Source organism: Brevundimonas pondensis (assembly GCF_017487345.1).
In the GTDB taxonomy this organism is placed as follows: Bacteria; Pseudomonadota; Alphaproteobacteria; order Caulobacterales; family Caulobacteraceae; genus Brevundimonas; species Brevundimonas pondensis.
In genome coordinates, this window is record NZ_CP062006.1 from 2,522,277 (window position 1) to 2,544,134 (window position 21,858).

22 protein-coding genes are annotated in these 21,858 nt (G+C 69.0%); 17 read left to right on the top strand and 5 right to left on the bottom strand.

What is annotated here, in order from left to right; translation table 11 throughout:
* Window positions 1–5 precede the first annotated feature (5 nt).
* The 9 genes from IFE19_RS12585 to IFE19_RS12625 all read left to right on the top strand — a co-directional run bounded on the left by IFE19_RS12585 (window position 6) and on the right by IFE19_RS12625 (window position 7,424).
* Window positions 6–1,535 (top strand): UbiD family decarboxylase, encoded by a 1,530-nt coding sequence (locus IFE19_RS12585; RefSeq protein WP_207822814.1) that lies wholly within the window; start codon window positions 6–8, stop codon window positions 1,533–1,535.
* A 31-nt stretch (window positions 1,536–1,566) separates the two neighbouring features.
* Complete coding sequence (locus tag IFE19_RS12590; protein ID WP_207822816.1) at window positions 1,567–2,187, top strand: hypothetical protein; 621 nt, start codon at window positions 1,567–1,569, stop codon at window positions 2,185–2,187.
* Window positions 2,188–2,300: 113 nt separating this feature from the next.
* Window positions 2,301–4,079, top strand: coding sequence for a M14 family metallopeptidase (locus IFE19_RS12595; protein ID WP_225910269.1), 1,779 nt, complete (start codon window positions 2,301–2,303; stop codon window positions 4,077–4,079).
* On the top strand, window positions 4,076–4,477 hold the full coding sequence (locus tag IFE19_RS12600) for an MAPEG family protein (RefSeq protein ID WP_404822172.1): 402 nt from the start codon (window positions 4,076–4,078) through the stop codon (window positions 4,475–4,477). Before IFE19_RS12595 ends, IFE19_RS12600 begins: the two co-directional genes overlap by 4 nt.
* 43 nt (window positions 4,478–4,520) lie before the next feature.
* A complete protein-coding gene (locus IFE19_RS12605; protein ID WP_207822822.1) occupies window positions 4,521–5,867 on the top strand; it encodes a TldD/PmbA family protein in 1,347 nt (448 codons plus the stop codon).
* Window positions 5,864–6,658, top strand: coding sequence for a 3'(2'),5'-bisphosphate nucleotidase CysQ (locus tag IFE19_RS12610; RefSeq protein ID WP_207822823.1), 795 nt, complete (start codon window positions 5,864–5,866; stop codon window positions 6,656–6,658). The genes IFE19_RS12605 and IFE19_RS12610 overlap by 4 nt, the downstream gene beginning before the upstream one ends.
* Before the next feature lie 32 nt (window positions 6,659–6,690).
* Window positions 6,691–6,939: a DUF4170 domain-containing protein gene (locus tag IFE19_RS12615; protein ID WP_207822828.1), complete on the top strand. Its 249-nt coding sequence runs from the start codon at window positions 6,691–6,693 to the stop codon at window positions 6,937–6,939.
* Window positions 6,940–7,038: 99 nt separating this feature from the next.
* Window positions 7,039–7,227, top strand: coding sequence for a hypothetical protein (locus IFE19_RS12620; protein ID WP_207822829.1), 189 nt, complete (start codon window positions 7,039–7,041; stop codon window positions 7,225–7,227).
* On the top strand, window positions 7,224–7,424 hold the full coding sequence (locus IFE19_RS12625) for a hypothetical protein (RefSeq protein WP_207822830.1): 201 nt from the start codon (window positions 7,224–7,226) through the stop codon (window positions 7,422–7,424). The genes IFE19_RS12620 and IFE19_RS12625 overlap by 4 nt, the downstream gene beginning before the upstream one ends.
* Before the next feature lie 12 nt (window positions 7,425–7,436).
* On the opposite strand, the gene IFE19_RS12630 is transcribed toward IFE19_RS12625, so the two are convergent.
* A complete protein-coding gene (locus tag IFE19_RS12630) occupies window positions 7,437–8,102 on the bottom strand; it encodes a fused DSP-PTPase phosphatase/NAD kinase-like protein (protein ID WP_207827623.1) in 666 nt (221 codons plus the stop codon).
* A gap of 91 nt (window positions 8,103–8,193) precedes the next feature.
* Between IFE19_RS12630 and IFE19_RS12635 the strand changes: the two genes are divergently transcribed.
* The 7 genes from IFE19_RS12635 to IFE19_RS12665 all read left to right on the top strand — a co-directional run bounded on the left by IFE19_RS12635 (window position 8,194) and on the right by IFE19_RS12665 (window position 17,574).
* Entirely contained in the window at window positions 8,194–10,050 is a 1,857-nt protein-coding gene (locus tag IFE19_RS12635; RefSeq protein WP_207822832.1) for an ABC transporter ATP-binding protein, read from the top strand.
* Window positions 10,047–10,733, top strand: a complete 687-nt coding sequence (locus IFE19_RS12640; protein ID WP_207822834.1) for a lysophospholipid acyltransferase family protein — start codon at window positions 10,047–10,049, stop codon at window positions 10,731–10,733. Before IFE19_RS12635 ends, IFE19_RS12640 begins: the two co-directional genes overlap by 4 nt.
* Window positions 10,734–10,736: 3 nt before the next feature.
* Window positions 10,737–12,038 (top strand): 3-deoxy-D-manno-octulosonic acid transferase, encoded by a 1,302-nt coding sequence (locus tag IFE19_RS12645; RefSeq protein ID WP_207822836.1) that lies wholly within the window; start codon window positions 10,737–10,739, stop codon window positions 12,036–12,038.
* Complete coding sequence (gene lpxK / locus IFE19_RS12650; RefSeq protein ID WP_207822838.1) at window positions 12,035–13,054, top strand: tetraacyldisaccharide 4'-kinase; 1,020 nt, start codon at window positions 12,035–12,037, stop codon at window positions 13,052–13,054. The genes IFE19_RS12645 and lpxK overlap by 4 nt, the downstream gene beginning before the upstream one ends.
* A gap of 123 nt (window positions 13,055–13,177) precedes the next feature.
* Window positions 13,178–13,912: a response regulator transcription factor gene (locus tag IFE19_RS12655; protein ID WP_207822839.1), complete on the top strand. Its 735-nt coding sequence runs from the start codon at window positions 13,178–13,180 to the stop codon at window positions 13,910–13,912.
* 11 nt (window positions 13,913–13,923) lie between these two features.
* Complete coding sequence (locus IFE19_RS12660; RefSeq protein WP_207822841.1) at window positions 13,924–15,270, top strand: FecR domain-containing protein; 1,347 nt, start codon at window positions 13,924–13,926, stop codon at window positions 15,268–15,270.
* Window positions 15,271–15,273: 3 nt separating this feature from the next.
* Window positions 15,274–17,574, top strand: coding sequence for a CHASE2 domain-containing protein (locus IFE19_RS12665; protein ID WP_207822842.1), 2,301 nt, complete (start codon window positions 15,274–15,276; stop codon window positions 17,572–17,574).
* Window positions 17,575–17,577: 3 nt separating this feature from the next.
* Here the strand turns inward: IFE19_RS12665 and IFE19_RS12670 are convergent, their stop codons facing one another.
* Both IFE19_RS12670 and IFE19_RS12675 read right to left on the bottom strand, forming a co-directional pair.
* Window positions 17,578–18,066 carry a DUF4136 domain-containing protein gene (locus tag IFE19_RS12670; RefSeq protein WP_207822844.1) on the bottom strand — a complete coding sequence of 163 codons (489 nt, stop codon included), beginning with the start codon at window positions 18,064–18,066 and terminating at the stop codon, window positions 17,578–17,580.
* A gap of 52 nt (window positions 18,067–18,118) precedes the next feature.
* Complete coding sequence (locus IFE19_RS12675; RefSeq protein WP_207822846.1) at window positions 18,119–19,435, bottom strand: metal-dependent hydrolase family protein; 1,317 nt, start codon at window positions 19,433–19,435, stop codon at window positions 18,119–18,121.
* A 127-nt stretch (window positions 19,436–19,562) separates the two neighbouring features.
* Between IFE19_RS12675 and IFE19_RS12680 the strand changes: the two genes are divergently transcribed.
* Complete coding sequence (locus IFE19_RS12680) at window positions 19,563–20,267, top strand: murein L,D-transpeptidase catalytic domain-containing protein (RefSeq protein ID WP_207822848.1); 705 nt, start codon at window positions 19,563–19,565, stop codon at window positions 20,265–20,267.
* Between the two features lie 38 nt (window positions 20,268–20,305).
* Here the strand turns inward: IFE19_RS12680 and purD are convergent, their stop codons facing one another.
* Both purD and IFE19_RS12690 read right to left on the bottom strand, forming a co-directional pair.
* Entirely contained in the window at window positions 20,306–21,583 is a 1,278-nt protein-coding gene (purD, locus tag IFE19_RS12685; RefSeq protein ID WP_207822851.1) for a phosphoribosylamine--glycine ligase, read from the bottom strand.
* A gap of 56 nt (window positions 21,584–21,639) precedes the next feature.
* Window positions 21,640–21,807: a hypothetical protein gene (locus IFE19_RS12690; protein WP_207827732.1), complete on the bottom strand. Its 168-nt coding sequence runs from the start codon at window positions 21,805–21,807 to the stop codon at window positions 21,640–21,642.
* Window positions 21,808–21,858: the final 51 nt, after the last annotated feature.

Below are 21,858 nucleotides of genomic sequence, written 5' to 3' on the forward strand. Positions count from 1 at the left end.
AGCGCATGGCCTACAAGTCCCTGCGCGATTTTCTTGCGACCCTCGAAGCCGACGGCGAACTGGTCCGCGTGTCCGAGCCCGTCTCCACCCATCTGGAGATGACCGAGATCCAGACCCGGCTGCTGCGCAACGGCGGCCCGGCGGTCCTGTTCGAGAAGCCGGTCATGCCCGACGGCTCGATCAGCCCCATCCCCTGCCTGGCCAACCTGTTCGGCACGGTGAAGCGCGTCGCCATGGGCGTCACGCTGGAGGGCAAGGCCCGCACCACGGCGGGCGAGCTGCGCGAGGTCGGCGAACTGCTGGCCTTCCTGCGCAATCCAACGCCGCCGCGCGGCCTGGGCGACGCCATGGAGATGCTGCCCCTGGCCCAGACCGTCATGTCCATGCGGCCCAAGACAGTGAAGAAGGCCCCGGTGCAGGAGGTGGTGCTGAAGGGCGATCAGATCGACTTGACCGCCCTGCCCATTCAGGGCTGCTGGCCCGGCGAGCCCGCGCCCCTGATCACCTGGGGTCTGGTCGTGACCAAGGGGCCGTCGGACGAGCGCGAGGATGACTTCAACCTGGGCATCTATCGGATGCAGGTGCTGGGCAAGGACAAGGCCATCATGCGCTGGCTGGCCCATCGCGGCGGCGCCCAGCACTACGCCCGGCACAAGAAGGCGGGCAAGCGCGAGCCCCTGCCCTGCGCCGTGGTTCTGGGCGCCGACCCCGGCACCATTCTGGCTGCTGTCACCCCGGTGCCGGAAACCCTGTCGGAGTATCAGTTCGCGGGCCTGATGCGCGGCTCCAAGGCCGAACTGGTGCCGTGCAAGACCGTGCCGCTGATGGTCCCGGCCCAGGCCGAGATCGTGCTGGAAGGCCACGTCCTGCTGGACGAGTTCGAGGACGAAGGCCCCTACGGCGACCACACCGGCTACTACAACTCGGTCGAGAAATTCCCGGTCTTCCAGGTGACGGCCATCACCATGCGCAAGGACCCCATCTATCTGACCACCTTCACCGGCCGCCCGCCGGATGAACCATCCGTGCTGGGCGAGGCGCTGAACGAGGTCTTCATCCCCCTGATCCGCCAGCAGTTCCCCGAGATCACCGACTTCTGGCTGCCGCCCGAGGGCTGCAGCTACCGCATCGCCGTGGTGTCGATGAAGAAGGCCTATCCCGGCCACGCCAAGCGCGTGATGATGGGCTGCTGGAGCTATCTGCGCCAGTTCATGTACACCAAGTGGATCATCGTCGTGGACGACGACATCAACGCCCGCGACTGGAAGGACGTCATGTGGGCCGTCTCGACCAAGATGGACCCGGCGCGCGACATCACCGTCATCGAGAACACCCCCATCGACTATCTGGACTTCGCCAGCCCCGAGAGCGGACTGGGGTCCAAGATCGGTCTGGACGCCACCGACAAGTGGGAGCCCGAGACGAAGCGAGAATGGGGCGAGGAGATCCGCATGGACGAGGCCGTGGTCGAACGGGTCAACGACCTGTGGGACCGCCTCGGATTGCCAGGTGACGGGACCCCGATCTGGAAATAGGCTGAGCCGTTAGCAGCGCCGGGGGGCGATTTTGAGCGCGTTCGAGTTCTTTTTCAGCTTTTACGGCCTGCTGCTGGGTCTGTCGGTGGCCGAACTGGTCGGCGGCTTCGCGCGGGTGTTGCACGAGCGCGAGCGCATCCGCTTCGGCTGGCTGACGCCCGCTCTGGCCCTGTTCGTCGCCATCGACATCGCCACCTTCTGGAACCAGGCCTGGGTGATCTTTCGCGGGGCGCCGTTCAACACCTTCCTCCTGCTGGTCAGCCTGAGCATCGCCGCGACCTTCTATGTGGCGGCCAGCGTCACCTTCCCCCGCGTCTCGGCCGAGGGCGCGCATGAGCGGGTCGATCTGGACGCCCACTTCTGGGCCCATCGCAAGCTGGTGTTTGGCTGCATCCTGGGGGCCAATCTGATCGTCGCGCTCATGGTCATCATCCTGGGCCAGGCAGACGCCGGTTTCGCCAAGGTTGCCAATTCCGTAGCGCTGTGGACGGGTATGGCCGTCTTCGTGGCCGGGACGGCGACGGCGGCCTTTGCGCCCTGGCGACGGGTGGCGGTCGGGGCCCTCGCCGTCGTCCTGCTCTACAGCCTGTGGCAGATGGCCCGGTCGGCGGCGGAGTTGGCGGCCTGGGGCCCCGTCTTCGGGACGGGCTGAGAACATTGCCGAAGACTTGCCAGACGATGACGATCAGCCCACGAAGAGCCATGCGCCCTGATTGTTTCCTTGCGGCGGCCGTGGCCGCCCTTGTCGCCTGTGTGAGCCCCGCCATGTCCCAGACCCCGACCCCAATCGCCAACGTCGCGCCGTGGGATCAGGCCTTCCTGCCGCCCGCACCGACGTGGAACGGCGCGTCCAAGGCCCTGCTGCGCGACGCCTCCGATCCCTGGGTCACGGCCTTCGAGGCCGATGCGGCGCATGATTTCAGCCCCTCCTATGCCGACACCCGCGCCTGGTTCGACCGGCTGGATACGGCCTCGGACCTGATCCGCATCGAGCAGTTCGGCGTCTCGCCCGAGGGCCGTCCCATCTATGCGGTGATCGCGTCCAAGGACGACGCGACCCTGGACCCGTCCAAGCCCGTCCTGCTGGCCCAGGCCGGCATCCATCCGGGCGAGATCGATGGCAAGGACGCGGGCATGATGCTGCTGCGCGACATGGCCTTCTACGGCAAGGACGGCCTGCTGGACCGCGCCAACCTGATCCTCATCCCGATCCTGAGCGTGGACGGGCATGAACGGACCAGCCCCTATTCCCGCCCCAACCAGCGCGGACCGCGCAATCAGGGCTGGCGTCACACGGCGACCAACCAGAACCTGAACCGCGACTTCATGAAGCTGGACCAGGCCGAGATGCAGGCCGTCATGGGCCTGATCCACAAGTACAAGCCCGACCTCTATGTCGACATCCACGTCACCGACGGCATCGATTACCAATACGACGTCACCTATGGCTACAACGGCGAGGACGGCGTCTGGAGCCGCAGCCCGGCCATCGCAAAGTGGTTGGACGACGCTTTCAAACCCGACATGAACGCCGCCCTGGAGGCGCAAGGCCACATCCCCGGCGAACTGGTCTTCGCCATCGACGACCGCGACCCGAAGAAGGGCATGAACGACGGCGGTCTGGGCGAGCGCTATTCCAACGGCTGGGGCTCGGCGGCCCACGTTCCGACCATCCTGATCGAGAACCACAGCCTGAAACCGCATGAGCAGCGAGTTCTGGGAACCTATGTCTTCCTCGAGGAGGCGCTGAAGCTGCTGGCCGAGAAGTCGCAGACCCTGCGCGCCGCCATCAGCGCCGACCGCGCCCTGCGCCCCGCCGAACTGCCCGCCAACTTCGATGGCGACGACCAGCCGACGCGCATCCGCCCCTTCAAGGGCATCCTCTACGACACCTATCAAAGCGTCGCCTCGGGCCGGCCCGAACTGCGCTGGCTGGGCCAGCCGGACCCGGTGCTGTGGCAGGTGCCCTACTACGGTTCCAGCCCGACCCTGACGCTGAAGCGCCCCACCGCCTACTGGGTGCCGTCCTATCGCGCCGACATCATCGAGCGGCTGAAGACCCACGGCGTGCAGATGGAAACGCTGGCTGCGCCGCGCACGGTCGCCGTCGACATGCTGCGCCTGGTCGATCCCAAGGTCTCGGCCCGCACCAACGAAGGCCATGTGCCGATCACGGTCGGCGAGGTCCGCGCCGAGGCCAAGGACTGGACCTTCCCCGTCGGTTCGGTGCGCGTGCCGACCGATCAGCCGATGGGCGACGTCGCCATCCTGCTGCTGGAACCGCAGTCATCGGAAAGCTTCTTCGCCTGGGGCATGTTCCCCGAGGTGCTGAACCGCGTCGAATATATCGAAGCCTACGCCATCGCCCCGCTGGCCGAGAAGATGCTGGCCGCCGATCCGGCGCTGAAGGCCGAGTTCGAGGCCAAGCTGGCGGCCGAGCCCGCCTTCGCCGCCGACGGCGACGCGCGTCTGGCCTGGTTCTATGAGCGCACGCCCTTCTATGATCAGCGCTTCCGCCTCTATCCGGTCGGGCGGGAGAACTGAGCATGGTCCCGTCGATTCAAGCCGCGACCCTGTGGGGCGGACTGCTGATCCTGCTGCTGCTGGTCCTGTCCAGCGTCGTGGTCAGCCGGCGCCGCCGTCACCTGATCGAGTTCGGCGACGGCGGAAACCCCGAGATGACGCCCGCCGTCCGCGCTTTCGGCAATGCCGCTGAATACATCCCGGCAGGCATGTGCGGCCTGATCCTGCTGGCCTTCGTCGGAGCGCCGCCCCTGCTGATCCACGGCGTCGGCGGGGTGCTGTTCGCGGGCCGGATCATCCACGCCCTGGGCCTGCTGTTCCAGAAGGGGCCGTCGCTGGGCCGGGTGACGGGCATGGTCCTGACCTGGCTGGCCCTGCTAGTCGCCGCCGTCAGCCTGATCGCCTGGTCGGTGATCTGAAGCCACTTGTTGCGATGCGGGGGCGGGTCCGCCATATCGGGGCATGTCCGATAAGACGCCCTCCCCCGACATCCTGTCCGATCTGGTCGCCGCCACGCTGAAGGCCGGGGCCGACGCCGCCGAGGCGGTTTCCGCCCACCGCGCCTCCCTGTCCGTCGGCGTGCGCAACGCCGAACTGGAGGAGGTCGAACGCGAAGAGGCCCGCGACCTGGGCCTGCGCGTCTTCATCGGCCGGCGTCAGGCCACAGTGTCCGCCTCCGACCTGTCCGACGCCACCCGCACCCGCCTGGTCGAGCGCGCCGTGGCGATGGCGAAGCTGGCGCCCGAAGACCCCTACGCCTCCCTGGCCCCGCAGGACCGGCTGGCGCAAGGCCCGCACGCCGACCTCGACCTGTTCGACCCGTCCGAGCGCACCGCCGAGGCGCTGGAAGCCGCCGCCGCCGAGGCCGAGGCCGCAGCCCTGGCCGTCGCAGGGGTGTCCAAGTCCGAGGGCGGCCACGCCTCCTGGTCAGCCAGCGAATGGCGTCTGGTCACCTCGCACGGCTTTGACGGGCGTCACAAAGGCAGCGCCTTCTCGCTGGGCGTCGGCGTCATCGCCGAAAAGGACGGCGCCATGGAGCGCGGCGGCGAAAGCCGAGCTGTGCGCCACCTGTCCGACCTGCCCGGCGCCGCCGAGATCGGCCTGAAGGCGGGCGAGCGCGCCGTGGCCCGCGTCGGCCCGCGCAAGATCGCCTCGACCACCGCCCCGGTCATCTTCGAGAACCGCATCGCCACCCAGGTTTTGTCGCCCCTGCTGGGCGCCATTTCCGGCCCGGCCATCGCGCGCGGCAGCTCCTTCCTGAAGGACAAACTGGGTCAGCGCGTCCTGCCCGAAGGCGTCGACATGATCGACGACCCCTTCCGCCAGCGCGGTCTTGGCTCCACCCCGTTCGACGACGAGGGCGTGGCGGTCGAACGGCGCAACATCGTCGAGGACGGCGTCATCACCACCTGGCTGCTGAACACCGCCGCCGCAGCGCAACTGGGGATGGCCTCGACCGGCCACGCCTCGCGCGGGTTGGCCGGACCGTCCGGCGTCTCGACCCACAACCTACATCTGGCGCCGGGCGAGCGCGACAAGGCGGGCCTGATGGCCGTGGCCGGGTCGGGCCTGCTGATCACCTCCATGTTCGGCCCGTCGCTGAACGCCAACAACGGCGACTGGTCGGCCGGAGTGTCCGGCTTCTGGTTCGAGGACGGCGAGTTGGCCTACCCGGTCAGCGAAGTGACCGTGGCGGGCAATCTGATCGACCTCTACGCCCGACTGGTGCGCGGATCGGATCTGGAGTTCCGGGGTTCCTTCAACAGCCCCTCCCTGATGTTCGACGCGGTGGCCATCGCCGGAAAATGACCGACCTTCTGTCCGACCTCGAACTGATCCGCGACGCGGCCCTGGCCGCGGGCAAGCTGGCGCTGGAACATCGCGAGGCGGGACTGAAGGTCTGGTCCAAGGACGGCGGCTCGCCGGTCACCAGCGCCGATCTGGCGGTGGACCAGTTGCTGCGCGACACGCTGCTGGGCGCCCGCCCCGATTACGGCTGGCTGTCCGAGGAGACGGCGGACAGTCCCGAGCGCCTGACCAGGAAGCGCATCTTCGTCGTCGATCCGATCGACGGCACCGTCGCCTATATGAAGAACAAGCCGTGGTGGTGCGTGCCCATCGCCGTGGTCGAGGACGGTCGCCCCGTCGCCGCCGTCATCCACGCCCCCATGCTGGGCGAGATGTTCGAGGCCACGCTCGGCGGCGGCGCCCGGCTGCAGGGCCGCCCGATCAGCGCCTCGGACACGGATACCCTGGAGGACGCCGAGCTTCTGGCCGACGCCCGGCTGATGGAAGCGCGCGAATGGGCCGAGCCCTGGCCCGAAATGCGCTTCACCAAGCGCAACGCCCTGGCCTATCGCATGGCCCTGGTCGCCGCCGGGGCCTTCGATGCGGCCATCGCCATCAGCCCCAAATGGGACTGGGACGTCTGCGCCGGCGCCCTGATCGCCGAGGAAGCGGGGGCCAAGGTCAGCGATCATATGGGCCGCGCCTGGCGATTTAATCGCCCTGATCCGCGCCAAACCAGCCTGATCTGCGCCGCGCCGGCCCTTCACCCGTTGATCGTGAGGCGTACAGCGCCTATCCCGCTGGCGATCTGATCTCCCCTCTCTCGCAATGGAACCCCCTCTCCATGGCTGACGCCCTCCATAGCCCCCACGACCCCCAACTGCTTCACCTCGTCATCGGCGGCGAGATGCGCCACCCGGCCGAGCCCGTCTTCCGCGACCTGGCCCAGGTCGAGTTCGTCGGCGCCTACGGCAGCTATGACGAAGCCAAGCAGGCCTGGAAGGCCCGCGCCCAGGCCACCGTCGACAACGCCCACATGCGCTATTTCATCCTGCACGCGCACAAGCTGATCGACCCGCGCTCGGACGTCTGATCCGCCGCCCTCGCCTCGCGGCGAGGTTTACGGAACCGCACAGGCGGCTGACGCGCTTTCCCGTCAGCCGCCTTTGGCGTTTCTGAAGAGGTGATCGTCATGACGCCCACTCTGATCGTCCTGCTGCTGGTGATCCTGGCCGTGGTCGCCGTCGTCTGGGTCGTGAAGAAGGGCCCCGCGCACACGCCCCGCCCCGGCGAGGATCAGGACACGGCCTGGAACGACCCCATCACCCCGGCCGAATCCGGGCATCATCATCCATCCCGCAATCCGGAGCCGCGACCGTGACCCTGTTCGGCCAGACCCTCGACGGACAACAGCTGTTCGGGATCGTTTCCCTGGTCAGCGTCCTGGCCCTGTGGCTGATCGTCCTCGGCCGTGAGCGCAACTACGCCCGCTGGTTCCGCCAGTGGGAAGCCGACCGCAAGGCGCGACGCGACGCCGAGACAGCGCAGCACGGCCCCAAGCGCGGCCCGTGGGGCTAAGACCGAGGCCGATTATTCCCGCTTCAGCAAGCGGTCCACGACCAGCTTGCCCCACCAGCCGGCCTTGAACTCGGCGCGGATCGCCTTGGGATCATAGGCGTCGCTGGCGACCCAGTCCTCAAAGCTGACGCCGGTCGGCTCGACCTCGGCGACGTATTTTTCGAGCGTATAGTCCAGAATCCCCGTCAGACCCTCGCGGCTGTGCAGGGTGCGCTTGCCCAGTTCCGACATCGCCGCCGAGATCGGCTCGCCCAGATGGAAATGGCGATAGAGAACCGCCATCATCCCCGCCCGGTCCGCGCCCGACTTGCAGTGGATCAGGGCCGGATATTCGATGGTGCGGAACAGTTCGCGCGCCCGGTCGATGCGATCCCGGCCCGGCGCATCGCGCGAATCCAGCGGGGCGTCGATCAAGGTCAGGCCCAGCCGCTCGCAGGCGTCCTTCTCCAGCCAGTAATAGGCCTCGTCCCGCTGTCCGCGCAGATTGATGACGGTCCTGATCCCCCGCCTTTGCCAATAGGCCAGCTGACCCGGCGACGGCTGGTTGGTGCGCACCAGATCCGGCCCCAGCCAGTGGGCGTTGGTAAAGGCCGTGCGCAGGAAGGCGTGGTCCTTCCAGAAATAGGACCAATGCGCCTTGAATCGGCCCATCGCCGTGGTCAGATCATAGCGCTGCATAAGCCGCAGATAGCGATGAAACCGCACCGCGTCACCTGCAGGCTTCACCACGCGGCTTGACTTGGCGCCCAAGCCGTTCGACCGAGAGCCGATGACCACGCCCGCTACCGACATGGCCGAACCGCTTCGCCCCCTGCTGGGCCGGATCTGGCGCGACTATCTCTCGCGGCACAAGACCGCCCTGTTCATCTCCATGTTGTGCGCCGCCCTGGCCGGCGGTCTGTCGGCGGTGCTGCTGAAACTGCTGGAGCCGGCGGTCAACGGCCTGTTCGTGCAGCAAGGCGCGCCGATCCGCCTGTGGGGCCTGTTCGACATTCCGCCCGAGCGGGCGCTGCTGTTCATCCCCCTGGCCATCGTCGCCGTCGCCCTCGCCCGCACCCTGGCCTCCCTGGGTCAGGCCGCCCTGGTCAACCGACTGGGCCACGGCATCGTCGGCGACATCCAGGTGCGGCTGTTCGCGGCCATGATCCGCGCCGACCTGGCGCGCCTGCGCAGCCAGCACTCGGGCGCCTTTGTCTCGTCGGTGCTGTTCGACGCCAACCTGGTGCGCGAGGCCTTCACCACCGGCGTGGTCAACTACACCCAGCATGCCCTGACCCTGATCGCCGTGATCGCGTCGATGGCCTTCATCGACTGGCGGCTGACGCTGATCGTCCTGCTGGGCGTCCCTGCCGTCAGCCTGATCATGCGCCGCTTCGGCAAGAAGACGCGCAAGGCCGCGCGTGGGGCCATGACCGAGACCGAGAACCTGTCCACCGCCCTGATGGAGAACCTCGACGGGGTGCGGTTGATCAAGATCGAGAACCGCGAGGCGGCCGAAGAGGCCCGCGTGGCCGAGGTCGTGGCCCGCCGCCAGCGTCACATCATCAAGGGCGCCGACGCCCGCGCCTTCGCCGGCCCGTCCAGTGATCTGGTGGCCATGGGCGTGGTCGCCGCCGTCATGGCCTATGCCGGGTTCCGCGCCCAGTCGGGCGACATGACCGTGGGCGGGTTCGCCGCCTTCATCGGCCTGCTGCTGGCCGCCGGACAGTCCCTGCGCCAGGTGACCAACCTGGCCACGGTGATGAGCGAGGGCCTGACCGCCGCCCGCCGTCTGTTCACCGCCCTCGACATCGAACCCGAAATCCGCGAGGCGGCCGACGCCGCTGACCTGCCCGACGGCCCGCTGACCGTGGCGCTGGACCACGTCTCCTTCGCCTATGACACCACGCGTGAGACCGGCGCCCCGCCGACCCTTTCGGACGTCTCGATCAGCGTGAAGCCGGGCGAGACCATCGCCCTGGTCGGCCCGTCGGGCGGCGGCAAGTCCACCATCCTGTCGCTGCTGCCGCGCTTCTATGACGTCACCGCCGGCGCCGTGACCGTCAATGGACAGGACATTCGCGAGCTGAAGCTGCATTCCCTGCGCGAACGCATCGCCCTGGTGACGCAGGAGCCCTTCCTGTTCGACGACACCATCGCGGCCAACATCGCCTATGGCCGCAAGGGCGCCAGCGCCGAGCAGATCATCGAGGCTGCGCGATCCGCCGCCGCCCACGACTTCATCGCCGCCCTGCCCGAAGGCTACGCCACCCGCGTCGGGGAGGCCGGAATGCGCCTGTCGGGCGGCCAGCGCCAGCGCATCGCCATCGCCCGCGCCTTCCTGAAGGACGCGCCCATCCTGTTGCTGGACGAGGCCACCAGCGCCCTGGACACCGAGAGCGAGACCCTGGTCCAGGCGGCGCTGGAGCGGCTGATGCACGGCCGCGCCACCCTGCTGATCGCCCACCGCCTGTCGACGGTTCAGAACGCCGACCGCATCTATGTCATCGAGGCCGGCCGCGTCGTCGAACAGGGCGCTCACGCGGCCCTCGTCAAGAAGGGCGGCCTCTACGCCCGCCTGGCCCGGCAACAGTCGCTGGACGGCCCGTCACCCGCTTCCGTCCTGCCCGACGAGACCGGCGCATGAGGCCGCTGCGCAACCCGATCATCCAGACCTCGATGGCCTGGATTCTCTCGGAATGGATGCGGTTCTGCTACGCCACCATCCGCTGGGAGCATGAGAACGAACAGGTCGCCGAAGAAGTCTGGAACGACGGCGGCGGCGTGCTGTGCGCCTTCTGGCATTCGCGGCTGGCTCTTGCGCCAGCCAGTTGGCCGATGAAGCGGGCCCAGCCGATCAAGGGTCTGGTTTCACTCAGCCCTGACGGCGAGTTCTTCACCAAGGCTGTGGGACGCCTCGGCATCCCCGCCGTACGCGGCTCATCCAGCAACAAGGACAAGGCCAAGCAGGCCAAGGGCGGCACCCAGGCCCTGCGCGACGGTCTGAAACAGTTGAAGGTCGGCGGCCTGGCCCTGACTCCCGACGGACCGCGCGGCCCGGCGCGACAAATGGCCGAGGGCCTGCCCCTGATGGCCAAGCTGTCTGGCGCGCCCGTCCTGTTCATCGGCATTTCGTGCAAGCCGGCCATCCGGCTGAACAGCTGGGATGAGGCGGTCCTGCCCCTGCCCTTCGGCAAGGGCGCCGTCGTGTGGGACAGGGCCTGGTTTCCCGAAGGCGCCGAGATGGCTGATGTCGTCGCCGAATGGACCGCACGCCTGACCGCCGTCGAAGCCCGCGCCGACGCCATCACCGGACTGGAACGGGTCTAGGCCGTGATCTTCAGCCCCGCCCTGATCGCCTATCGCCTGCTGACCCGGCTGATCGAGCCCCTGGCCCCGCGTCTGCTGGACGCCCGCGTCAAGCAGGGCAAGGAGGACCCGCAGAGGGTCGACGAACGGCTGGGACTGGCCGGCGTGACGCGTCCCGAGGGGCCGCTGATCTGGATTCACGGCGTCAGCGTCGGCGAGGCCCTGTCCATCCTGCCCCTGGCCGAGCGCATCCGGAAGGACCGCCCCGACGTGACGGTTCTGGTCACCACCGGCACCCTGACCTCGGCGCAGATTCTGGCTGGACGTCTGCCGCCCGGCGTCATCCACCAGTTCGCCCCGGTGGACAGCCCCGGCGCCGTCGCCGCCTTCCTCGACCACTGGCGGCCGACCGTCGGCGTCTTCGTCGAGAGCGAGCTGTGGCCCAACCTGCTGACGACGGCCCGGAAACGCGGCGTCGCCCTGGCCCTGGTCAGCGCCCGCATCACCGGCAAGACCGCCGAGGGCTGGAAGAAGGCCCCCGGCATGGCCCGCGCCCTGATGGCGAGCTTCAATCATGTCTGGCCTCAGGATCAGGCCAGCGCCGACCGGCTGACGGCGCTGGGCGCCCGCGTCGACGGTCAGGTGAACCTGAAGCTGTCGGGCGAGCCCCTGCCCTATGACAAGGGCGAGTTCGGCCGCCTGTCGGCCCTGATCGACGACCGCCCGGTCGTGGTCGCCGCCAGCACCCACGAGCACGAGGAAATGGCCATCGTCGGGGCGCTGGATCATCTGGCCGACCGCCTGTTCCTGATCGTCGTGCCCCGCCATCCCGACCGCGCCGACGAGATCGCCCGCTCGCTGGCTCAGGACGGCTACAGCTTCGCCAGGCGCAGCCTGCGCCAGCCGGTGACGGATCAGACCGACATCTATCTGGCCGACACGCTCGGCGAACTGGGCCTGTTCATGCGCCTGGCCGACGTGGTGGTCATGGGCGGCTCGTTCGCGCCTGCGCTCGGCGGCGGCGCCGTCGGCGGCCACAATCCGCTGGAGCCCGCGCGTCTGACCAAGCCCGTCGTCACCGGCCCCGACGCCAGCAACTGGACCGCTGTGACACGGATGCTGAAGCAATCCGGCGGCCTGGTCACGGTGTTGTCGCCTGCCGAACTGCCGGGCGTCGTCGGCCCCTTGCTGGCCGATCCCGACGCCGCGCGCGACATGGGCGAGCGTGCCCGCCGCGCCGCCGAGGCCGCCGCCGCCGGGCTGGACCGCCTGTGGCTGGCGCTTCAGGCCCATCTGCCCGCCGCCCCGTCGCGAGGCCGCCGATGAAGCTGAACACGCCCCGCTGGTGGTACAGCCGCGACCGTCGCCATGCGCCCGTCGCGCGGATGCTGCTCAAGCCCGCCTCGTGGATCTGGGCCGGAGTCACCGCGCGCCGCATCGCCCGCGCCGCGCCCGTCGATCCCGGCGCCCCCGTGATCTCCATCGGCAACCTGACCGTCGGCGGTTCGGGCAAGACCCCGATCGCGCGCGAGGTGCTGCGTCTGCTGCAGGCCCAGGGGATCAAGGCCGCCGCCCTGTCGCGCGGCTATGGCGGTGCGCTGCAAGGGCCGGTACAGGTCGATCTGGCCGTCCACGCCGCCGCCGACGTCGGCGATGAGCCCTTGATGCTGGCCCAGGATGCCCCCGCCTGGATCGCGCGCGACCGCGTGGCCGGCGCCAGGGCCGCCGTCGCCGCCGGGGCCGAGGCCCTGGTGCTGGACGACGCCCATCAGAACACGGCCCTGCAAAAGACCCTCAGCCTGATCGTCGTCGACGGCGAGACGCGCGGCGACGAATGGCCTTTCGGCGACGGCTCGGTCTTCCCGTCCGGCCCGATGCGCGAGCCGCTGAAGGCGGGCCTTGCTCGCGCCGACGCGGTTGTCATCCTGCTGCCCGCCGATCTGGCTGAAGCCGATCCCGAGCTGGTCGCGACCTTCGGCGCCCTGCCCGTCTTCATCGCCCGGCTGGAGCCCGCCGCCGCCCCGCCGTCCGGGCCGCAGGTCGGCTTCGCCGGTATCGCCAAGCCGTGGAAGGTCGAGCGTTCGCTGCTCGCCGCCGGCTGCGACCTGAAGGACTTTGTCCCCTTCCCCGATCACGCCCAACTGTCGGATCGCGACCTCGCGTTCCTGAGCGAGCGGGCGAATTTGTTCGGGGCGGGCCTGGTGACGACGGAAAAGGACTGGGTGCGCCTGTCGCCGGAATGGCGCATGCGAATCACCGCCTGGCCGGTCAGGGCGCGGTTCGAGCACGAGGCCGGTCTGGAAAATTTCCTAGTAAATACACTTGGTTTTACGCACCCCTGATCCCGCTCGGAGCGGAATCCATCAATCAAAGTGACGAGATTTTACATTTCGCGGCTGTGTGCGCGACGCCAAGCCTGACCTTAGGCGTTATGCTCGGACGACCTCCCGGAGCGTCCAGTAGTTATGAAGATCGCAGTTCTCGACGACGACCCCGTCCAGCTGGAAGCCATTTCCGGCGTAGCGACAGCGGCTGGCTATCGTCCAACACTCTTCTCACGAGCCCAGGCGCTGATCTCGGCCCTGCGCAAGGACACCTTCGATCTTCTGATCGTTGACTGGAATCTGCCGGACCGTTCCGGCCTGGAGGTTCTGGCCTGGGCCCGCACGAATCTGAAGCCGCCTCCGCCCATGCTGCTGGTCACCAGCCGCGCCGAGGACGAGGACATTGTCGCCGGGCTGAACGCCGGAGCCGACGACTATCTGCCCAAGCCCCTGTCGCCCGTGGTTCTGGAAGCGCGGATCAAGGCCCTGATGCGTCGCGCCTATGCGCAGGCCGCCGCGCCCGGCCCGGAGACCTACGGCGACACCGCCTTCCACGAAACGGCCGGATCGGTAACCCGCAACGGCAGGACGGTGACCCTGACAGCCAAGGAATTCGCCCTGGCCCGGCTGCTGTTCCGCAACCTGCACCGCGCCCTGTCGCGGACCTACATCCTCGAAACGGTCTGGGGCAACGAGCCCAATCTGAACAGCCGATCCCTGGACATGCACATCTCGCGCATCCGCACCAAGCTGGACCTGCGACCTGAACAGGGCTTCCGCCTGACCCCCATCTACAGCTACGGATACCGGCTGGAACGGATCGACGCCGATCCGGTCGGCGGCGAAGTCGTCCAATCCCTGGGCGAGGACGCGTAAGAGGCGAAGTCATGAATGGACACCGGGCGGCCGTCGTCGGCCTTACGGCGGCGCTGCTCGCAGCCTCGCCCGCCATGGCCCAGTCGCGGCCAACGCCGCCGGTCGAGACCGTCGACTATGTGGTGCGGCCTGGCGACACCCTGGTTGATCTGGCCGTCGCCTACCTGAACCGGCCCGCGGATTACCGCCAGGTCCAGCGCGACAATCGGGTGACCAACCCGCGTCGCATGGCTGTTGGACGCAGCCTGGCCATTCCGGTCGCCCTGTTGCGCGCCGATCCCGATCAGGCGCGCATCGCCGGCTTCCGAGGCGCGGTGCTTCTGACCCAGGGCGGGCGGGCTGCAACGCCGGTTCAGGGCCAGACCGTCATCGAGGACGCCGTCCTGACCACGGGCGCCAACGCCTTCGTCCGCCTGGCCCTGTCGGACGGCAGCCATGTCGTCGTCCCCTCCAACAGCCGGGTGCGCCTCAGCCGCCTGCGCCGTTACGCCCTGAACGGCGCCGTCGATCACGCCCTGACCGTCGAGGCCGGACGCGCCGAATCCCGCGTCACGCCGCGCCGTCGCCCCGGTGGTTTCGTGGTGCGCACCCCGGTCTCGGTTTCGGCCGTGCGCGGCACCGACTTCCGCGTCTCGTTCAATGACGACGCCGACCGCTCCGCCACCGAGGTCATCGAGGGCGTGGTCGAGGTCGATTCCGGCGACGGTCTCAGCGAGGCCCTCGCCCTGGCCGATCAGGGCGTCTCCAGCGGCGCGGCCGACACCCGCCTGCTGCCGCTGTTGCCCGCGCCGGCCCTGAACGATCCGGATGCGGTGCAGTCGGGTCCGGTCATCGACTTCGCCCTGACGCCCCTGGACGGCGCCTCTATCTATCGCGGACGGCTGGCGACGGACGCCGGCATGATCGACGCCTTCGCCGAAGCCGACAGCGCCCCCGGCGCGGCGCGTCTGACCTATCCCGAACTGGCTGACGGCGCCTATTTCCTGCGCCTCAGCGCCCTGTCCGGCGAAGGGTTGGAGGGGCGCAGCACGACCTACAGCTTCATTCGCGCCCGCAACGGCGTCGGCGGGCTGGCGGTCGGCAGCGAGGCTCGCGACAAACGCCGCTTCTACCGCTTCCGCTGGGAGGCCGAAGGCGAAGGCGAAGCCCGCTTCCGCTTTCAGCTGTCGCGCGAGGGCGCCGACGGTCAACCGGAAGGCCCGCCCCTGATTGATCAGCCCGGCGTGTCAGAGGAAGCCTTCACGCTCAGCGACCTGCCGCCAGGCGTCTATACATGGCGAGTGCAGGGGTCGCGCCATCGCTTCGGCCGCCTTCTGCAGGTCTGGTCGGAACCGCAGCAACTGCGCATCGGGCGCTAGGCCATGAAGGCGCAAGGCTGGCTGGGAGCGCGCCTGACCGGTCGGCGCGCCCTGATCGAATGGGGGCTGGTCGCGGCGCTGACCGCCGTCCTGGTCGGCTGGTTGTCCCTGAGCCCCACGGCCGATCGCGCAGACAACCTGATGTACGACGCCCTGATCCGTCTTCAGGACGGGCCAGCCAATGAATCCGTCGTCATCGTCGCCATTGACGACCGCAGCCTGAACGCCCTGGGCCGCTGGCCCTGGCCGCGCGAGGTTCACGCCGCCCTGATCGACCGCCTGGCCGAAACCGGTCCCCGCGCCGTCGCCTATGACGTCCTGTTCACCGAGCCAGAGGCTGGCGACGCCGCCCTGGCCGCCGCCGTGGCCCGCGCCGGCAGGGTCCGCCTGCCCCTGCTGGTCGACGCCCCCGGCCAGAACGGCGCGCCCTGGCAGGTCAGCGAGCCTTCGCCCGAGCTGGTCAGGGCGGCGGCCGGGCTGGGCCACGTCAACATGATTATCGACGGGGACGGCGTGGTGCGCCGGGCGCCGCTCTACATGCAGGCCGGCCCCCGCAGTTGGGCGCAATTGATCCTGCCCCTGGCCGAGGCAGGGGGCGCCGCCCCGCCCTCTTCGCCTGTCGGGCCCGAACCCGGCGACGCCCTGATCGCCGCCGCGCCCGAGGCCATCGCCTATCGCGGGCCGCCGGGCCGGTTTCGCACCCTGTCCTTCGTCGATGTGCTGAACGGCGAGGTTCCGGCCGATTTTCTGAAAGACCGACTGGTTCTGGTCGGCGCGACGGCCCCCGGCCTGGGCGACCGTTACGCCACGCCGGCCGCACCGCACGGCGAACTGAGCCCCGGCGTCGAGATCCAGGCCGCCCTGTTGCAGACCCTTCTGGAGGGGGGCGGCCCCCGCACGGTTTCCCCGGTCTGGGTGCTGATCCTGTCCCTGGCGCCCCTGGGCCTGTTGGTGGGGGGCTTCCTGACCCTGCGTCCGGCGATCAACATGATGCTGGGCGCGGGCCTGATCATCCTGACGCTGGGGCTGACGACGGCCGCCTTCCTGATGGCGGGTCTGTGGTTTCCGCCGGCTGCCGCCGTGGCGGGCCTGGCCCTGGCCTATCCGTTGTGGAGCTGGCGACGCCTTGCCGCCGCATCGGCCTATATGCAGAGCGAGGTCGAGACCTTCCGTCGCGAGGCGGCCCCCATCCCGATCGCCGGGCTGGCCCCCGTCGCCGCGACCGCGCGTCAAGGCGACGTGGTGGCCCGCCAGGTCGACACCCTGCGCGCCGCGCTGCGCCAGCTGCGGGACCTGGACCGCTTCATCGCCGACGCCCTGCGCAGTTTGCCCGACGCCACCGTCGTAGCCGCTCCCGACGGCCGGGTTCTGGTTTCCAACGACCGGGCCCTGGCTCTGTTCGGCTCAGCTCTGAAAAGCGAGGGAGAAGAGACGACGACGCATCTGGCTGACCTCTTCCTGATCCTGGGCGAGCCGTCCTGGCGGCGTTTCGTCGCCGACGACGCCCACGAACTGGACGACATCCAGACGCCGGCCGGCCAGGTGCTGAAGGTCGCGGCCGCCGGCCTGACCGACGCCGAGGGGCGGACGCTGGGGCACATTGTTCGTTTCGCCGACATGACCGGCGTCCGCGTCGCCGAACGTCAGAGAGAGCAGGCCCTGCAACTGCTCAGCCACGACATGCGCGCGCCCCAGGTCTCGATACTGACCCTTCTGGAAGGCCGTCAGGACCGCGCCGATCCCGCCTTCGAGCGTCGTATCGGCGACTATGCCCGCCAGACGCTGGATCTGGCCGAAGGCTATGTCCAGCTGGCCCGTGCTGAAACCCAGCCCTATCGCAGCCTCGTCCTCGACCTGGGTCAGGTGCTGGTGGACGCCGCCGACACCCTGTGGCCCCAGGCCTCGGCGCGGGGCGTCGCCATCCAGACGCCCGAGAGCGAGGACGAGCACCTGGTTCAGGGCGATCCGGCCCTGCTGCGGCGTCTGCTGACCAACCTGCTGGACAACGCCCTGAAGTACGGGCCGGCCGGCGGCGTCATCGCCTGCACCCTGGACACCGCAGAGGAAGAGGGGCGTCCCGTGTGCATCGTCCGCATCCGCGATCAGGGACCGGGCCTCTCGGACGAGGCGAAACGTCGCCTGTTCCAGCCCTTCGGCCATGGCGACGCCGATGATCGCGGTTCAGGCCTGGGTCTGGCCTTCGTTCGCACCGTCGCCCGTCGCCACGGCGGACGGGTCGCCTATGAGGGCGACGCCCAGGGGGCTGTCTTCGTGCTGGTCCTGCCGCACGTGACCGAGGCCTAGGCCTCAGAGCCCCGCGGGCAGCTCCGCGACGACCGCTTCGGCCAGGACCTCCAGCGCCGTCGACGCCTTGCGGTCGCTGACGGCGGTGCTGGCGCTGATCTCATGCACGACAGGGGCGGCGCCGGACTTGTTCAGGGTCAGGCTGAGAACATGCAGCCTGCGCCCCCTGGCCCACCACTGCGGCAGGACCGGAGAGGTCGTCCACTGGCCCTCGCGCGCCGCTTCATCGGTAAAGGCGCCTGTCCTTTGCGAGCGGACTCCATAGGCCACGTCGATGATCCAGTCGGGCGCCGTCGCGGTTTCACGCCAGCCGCGTGCGGCGAGGCGCCGCTTCACCGCATCGACTGCGTCGCTGGACGTGGCGTCGGCCAGACGATAGGTCGCCGCCTCGGCTGCGAAAGCCGAAGGCGCGACGACCTCGACACGAGGCGCAGAGGCGCAGCCCGCCAGGAGCAGGACGGCGATCAAGGCGAGCATGGGAGAACGGGCCATGACCCGTTCTTAGCCCGTCCAACCTTTGCGGGCCATGCCCGTCGAAAGACGGTCAGTCCTGACGGAAGACCTGGCCGCCCTTCATCACGAAACGGACGCGCTCAAGTTCGGTCACATCGCTCAGCGGATCGCCCGAGACGGCGATCAGATCGGCCGGCATGCCCGGCGCAAGACGCCCGGCCTCATTGGCGATCTTCAGGTGTTCGGCGGCGCCGACCGTGGCCGACTGGATGGCCTCCAGCGGGGTCAGACCCGCGCGAACCAGAAGCGCGAACTCCTGGGCGTTGTCGCCGTGGGCCGAGACGCCCGAGTCAGTACCGAAGGCGATGCGGACTCCGCCCGCATGGGCGCGGCGCGCCATGTCCAGCATCTTGGGGCCGGCCTCCAGCGCCTTGGCGGTCTGGGCCGGGGTGAAGAAGTTTCCAGGGCTGGCGGCCACGCGGGCCACATAGTCGCCGGCCATCAGGGTCGGCACCAGCCAGGCGTTGTGCGACTTGAACAGCCGCATGGATTCGTCGTCCAGATAGGTGCCGTGCTCGATGGAGTCGCCGCCCGCCTTCAGGAAGGCGTTGATGCCGTCGACGCCATGGGCGTGGGCCGTGACCTGGCGCCCCATGCGGTGAGCCGAGGCGACGATGGCGGCCAGTTCGTCCTCGCTGAACTGCTGGGCCAGGCCCGCCGCCGTGTTGGACAGGACGCCGCCGGTGGCGGTGATCTTGATGATGTCGGCGCCGCTGCGGACCTGAAGGCGCACGGCCCTCATGCAGTCCTCGACGCCCGAGCAGACGCTTTCCGGCGACAGGACGTGCATGACGTCCTCACGATAGCCGTTGATGTCCCCGTGACCGCCGTGGACCGACACGGCTGAGCCCGCCGCGATGATGCGCGGCCCCGGCACATCGCCGCGCCGCACGGCGTCGCGCAGGGCGAAGATGGCCTCGTTGCTGGCGCCCAGGTCGGCGACCGTGGTGAAGCCGGCGTTCAGGGTGCGACGCGCATAGCGGGCGCCGATCATGGCCTGGGTCGCGTTCGACTCGGTGACGTTCTCCAGACGCCCATTGGGGTTCTGCTGGCCGGTCAGGTGAACATGGCTGTCGATCAGGCCCGGCAGGACGAAGGCCCCGCGCAGATCGACCACCTTGCCGTCGCCGACAAAGCCGTCGCGGATTTCAACGACCTGGTTCCCTCTGATCACGAGAGTTTTATCTCGCAGCACCCGCCCGCTGGCCGGATCGGCCAGAAGTCGCCCCACTTGGACGAACGTGGTCGGCTGTTCGGCGGAAACGGCTGCGACCGCAGGGGCTTGCTGCGCCTGCGCCGCGGTGGCGGCCAGAACGGCGACGGTCACAATCAGAGCCAGTTTCTTCATCGGTCCCTCCCAGAACTACGGACGGCACCTTAGCGGCTCGACGGCTTTCGCCAAGGCTCAGGTTGCGTCGTTACGGGGCTTTGTGAAACAAGCCGATACAGTTGTTTAATCGTGCGAGGGGCGTCGCATGCGGCTTTCCAGACGTGGCTTGATCCTGGGCGGTTCGGCCCTGTTGGCGGGATGTTCTTCCGCCGCTTCGACCACCAACCTCCAGCTCGCCGGCGCCGCGCCTGCCAGCCTCCCCGTCCTTCCGATTCCCGCCGCGACGCCGCAACCGGTCGCCGCAACCAGGGTCAGCGGCCCCGTCATCGATCCCCACGGCGTCGTCCGCAAGGACCTGATGGAGCGCGCCCACGCCGCGCTGGACACCCACGGCCACAAGATTTCCAGACGCGACCGCATGTACCTGGTCGATTTTCAGAAGTTCTCGGGCGAGGACCGCCTCTATGAGGTCGATCTGGAAGGCGGCTGGGTCACGGCCTATCGCACCAGCCACGGTCGCGGCTCGGACCCGGCGCACTCGGGCTTCGCCCAGCGGTTCTCGAACGAGATGGACAGCCACATGTCGTCCATAGGCGCCTACGCCACGGCCGGCGCCAACTGGGGGTCGCAGCAGGGGCCGAACGTCCTGCTGGACGGGCTGGAGTATTCCAACAGCCGCGCCCGCGAACGCGCCATCATCATCCATGGCGCCGACTACGCCGACCCGGCCTTCCTGGCGCGCGAAGGCAAGCTGGGCCGTTCCTACGGCTGCTTCTCGGTGTCCCACGCCGATCTCGTTCCCTTGCGCGAGCGCATGGGCGAGGGTCGGCTTCTGTTCGCCATGACCTAGAAGCCGCTTAACGCGGCCTCCATTTCTCCCGGAGCCGCTTAACGCGGCTCCAGCGCCCGCCAACCGATGTCGGTGCGATGGAAACCGCCGGGCCAGTCGATCTTGGCGATGGCTTCATAGGCGCGAGCGCGCGCCTCGGCGATGTCGGCGCCGCGAGCGCAAACGTTCAGCACGCGACCGCCCGCCGCGACCAGAACCCCGTCCTCGCGTTTCTTCGTTCCCGCGTGGAAGACCTGGACATGGGGGCCGAAGTCCTGATCGGCGCCGCGGATGACCGAGCCCTCCAGCGGGCTGTCGGGATAGCCCTTGGCCGCCAGGACCACGGTGATGACCACCCCGTCCTTGAACCGGGGCGTCGGGGCCTTGGTCAGGTCGCCGCGCGCGCAGGCCAGCAGCAGCGGCACGATGTCGCCGTCAAAGCGCATCATCAGCACCTGACATTCCGGGTCGCCGAAGCGGGCGTTGAACTCGACCACCTTGGGGCCTTCGTTCGTCGCCATCAGGCCGGCGTAGAGGACGCCGCGATAGGGCGCGCCTTCGGCGGCCATCATGCGGATGGTCGGCTGGACCACGCGCTCGTCGGCCTGCTGCACCAGTTCGGGGGTGAAGACCGGCGCCGGGGAATAGGCGCCCATGCCGCCCGTATTGGGCCCCAGGTCGCCGTCGAAGGCGCGCTTGTGGTCCTGCGCCCCGCCGAACAGGACGGCGCGCTGGCCGTCGCACAGGGCGAACAGCGAGCCCTCCTCGCCGTCCATGAACTCCTCGATCACGACGCGCGATCCGGCCGAACCGAAGCGTCCGCCCAGCATCCGCTCGATCTCGGCCTCGGCGTCCGCCTTGTCAGGGCTGATGGCCACGCCCTTGCCCGCCGCCAGACCGTCGGCCTTGATGACATAGGGCGCCGAATACTGGTTCAGCGCCGCCTTGGCCTCGGCCACGTCCTCATAGACGCCGTAGCCCGCCGTCGGGATGCCATGACGTTGCAGGAAGGCCTTGGAGAAGGCCTTGGAGGTTTCCAGCTGCGCCGCCTTGGCCGTCGGGCCGAAGCAGGGGATGCCCGCCGCGTTCAGACGGTCGGCCAGCCCTTCCGCCAGGGCCGATTCGGGGCCGACCACGACCAGGTCCGCCTTCATCTCGCGCGCCAGGGCGGCCAGGGCGTCGGCGTCGGTCGCCTTGATCCCCGGCTTCAGCTCGGCGTGTTTCGCCATGCCGGGATTGCCGGGCGCGGCGACAAGCCGCGTGACCAGCGGCGACTGGGCGATCTTCCAGGCCAGGGCGTGTTCACGCCCTCCGGATCCGACGAGCAGAATGTTCATACGCGCGCAATGACCGCCCCCGCCGTCCGGGTCAAGCGGGGGAAAGGGTTAGCGGCCTACAGAACCGCCGACAGGACGTAGATCACCGCCCCCAGCAGGACGATGGCGAAGAGGATCAGCCACGGACTGACCGAAGGCGCATTGCTGCGGCGCGACATCTGCTGCTCACGCGGGGCGCGCTCAGTCGGGTCGGTTCCGGGCGGATCGGCAGGTTCCATGGTCAAGCTAACGGGTGCGCCCTCGCCCCGTTCCCGCCTGCGACAAGACGGGCTAAG

What these genes read in the sequence shown, in the direction of transcription:
- IFE19_RS12585 (WP_207822814.1), top strand. Translation starts at nt 6, where the DNA reads ATGGCCTACAAGTCCCTGCGCGATTTTCTTGCGACCCTCGAAGCCGAC.
- IFE19_RS12595 (WP_225910269.1), top strand. Translation starts at nt 2,301, where the DNA reads ATGTCCCAGACCCCGACCCCAATCGCCAACGTCGCGCCGTGGGATCAG.
- IFE19_RS12605 (WP_207822822.1), top strand. Translation starts at nt 4,521, where the DNA reads ATGTCCGATAAGACGCCCTCCCCCGACATCCTGTCCGATCTGGTCGCC.
- IFE19_RS12610 (WP_207822823.1), top strand. Translation starts at nt 5,864, where the DNA reads ATGACCGACCTTCTGTCCGACCTCGAACTGATCCGCGACGCGGCCCTG.
- IFE19_RS12615 (WP_207822828.1), top strand. Translation starts at nt 6,691, where the DNA reads ATGGCTGACGCCCTCCATAGCCCCCACGACCCCCAACTGCTTCACCTC.
- IFE19_RS12620 (WP_207822829.1), top strand. Translation starts at nt 7,039, where the DNA reads ATGACGCCCACTCTGATCGTCCTGCTGCTGGTGATCCTGGCCGTGGTC.
- IFE19_RS12630 (WP_207827623.1), bottom strand. Translation starts at nt 8,102, where the DNA reads ATGCAGCGCTATGATCTGACCACGGCGATGGGCCGATTCAAGGCGCAT.
- IFE19_RS12635 (WP_207822832.1), top strand. Translation starts at nt 8,194, where the DNA reads ATGACCACGCCCGCTACCGACATGGCCGAACCGCTTCGCCCCCTGCTG.
- IFE19_RS12640 (WP_207822834.1), top strand. Translation starts at nt 10,047, where the DNA reads ATGAGGCCGCTGCGCAACCCGATCATCCAGACCTCGATGGCCTGGATT.
- lpxK (WP_207822838.1), top strand. Translation starts at nt 12,035, where the DNA reads ATGAAGCTGAACACGCCCCGCTGGTGGTACAGCCGCGACCGTCGCCAT.
- IFE19_RS12655 (WP_207822839.1), top strand. Translation starts at nt 13,178, where the DNA reads ATGAAGATCGCAGTTCTCGACGACGACCCCGTCCAGCTGGAAGCCATT.
- IFE19_RS12660 (WP_207822841.1), top strand. Translation starts at nt 13,924, where the DNA reads ATGAATGGACACCGGGCGGCCGTCGTCGGCCTTACGGCGGCGCTGCTC.
- IFE19_RS12665 (WP_207822842.1), top strand. Translation starts at nt 15,274, where the DNA reads ATGAAGGCGCAAGGCTGGCTGGGAGCGCGCCTGACCGGTCGGCGCGCC.
- IFE19_RS12670 (WP_207822844.1), bottom strand. Translation starts at nt 18,066, where the DNA reads ATGGCCCGTTCTCCCATGCTCGCCTTGATCGCCGTCCTGCTCCTGGCG.
- IFE19_RS12675 (WP_207822846.1), bottom strand. Translation starts at nt 19,435, where the DNA reads ATGAAGAAACTGGCTCTGATTGTGACCGTCGCCGTTCTGGCCGCCACC.
- IFE19_RS12680 (WP_207822848.1), top strand. Translation starts at nt 19,563, where the DNA reads ATGCGGCTTTCCAGACGTGGCTTGATCCTGGGCGGTTCGGCCCTGTTG.
- purD (WP_207822851.1), bottom strand. Translation starts at nt 21,583, where the DNA reads ATGAACATTCTGCTCGTCGGATCCGGAGGGCGTGAACACGCCCTGGCC.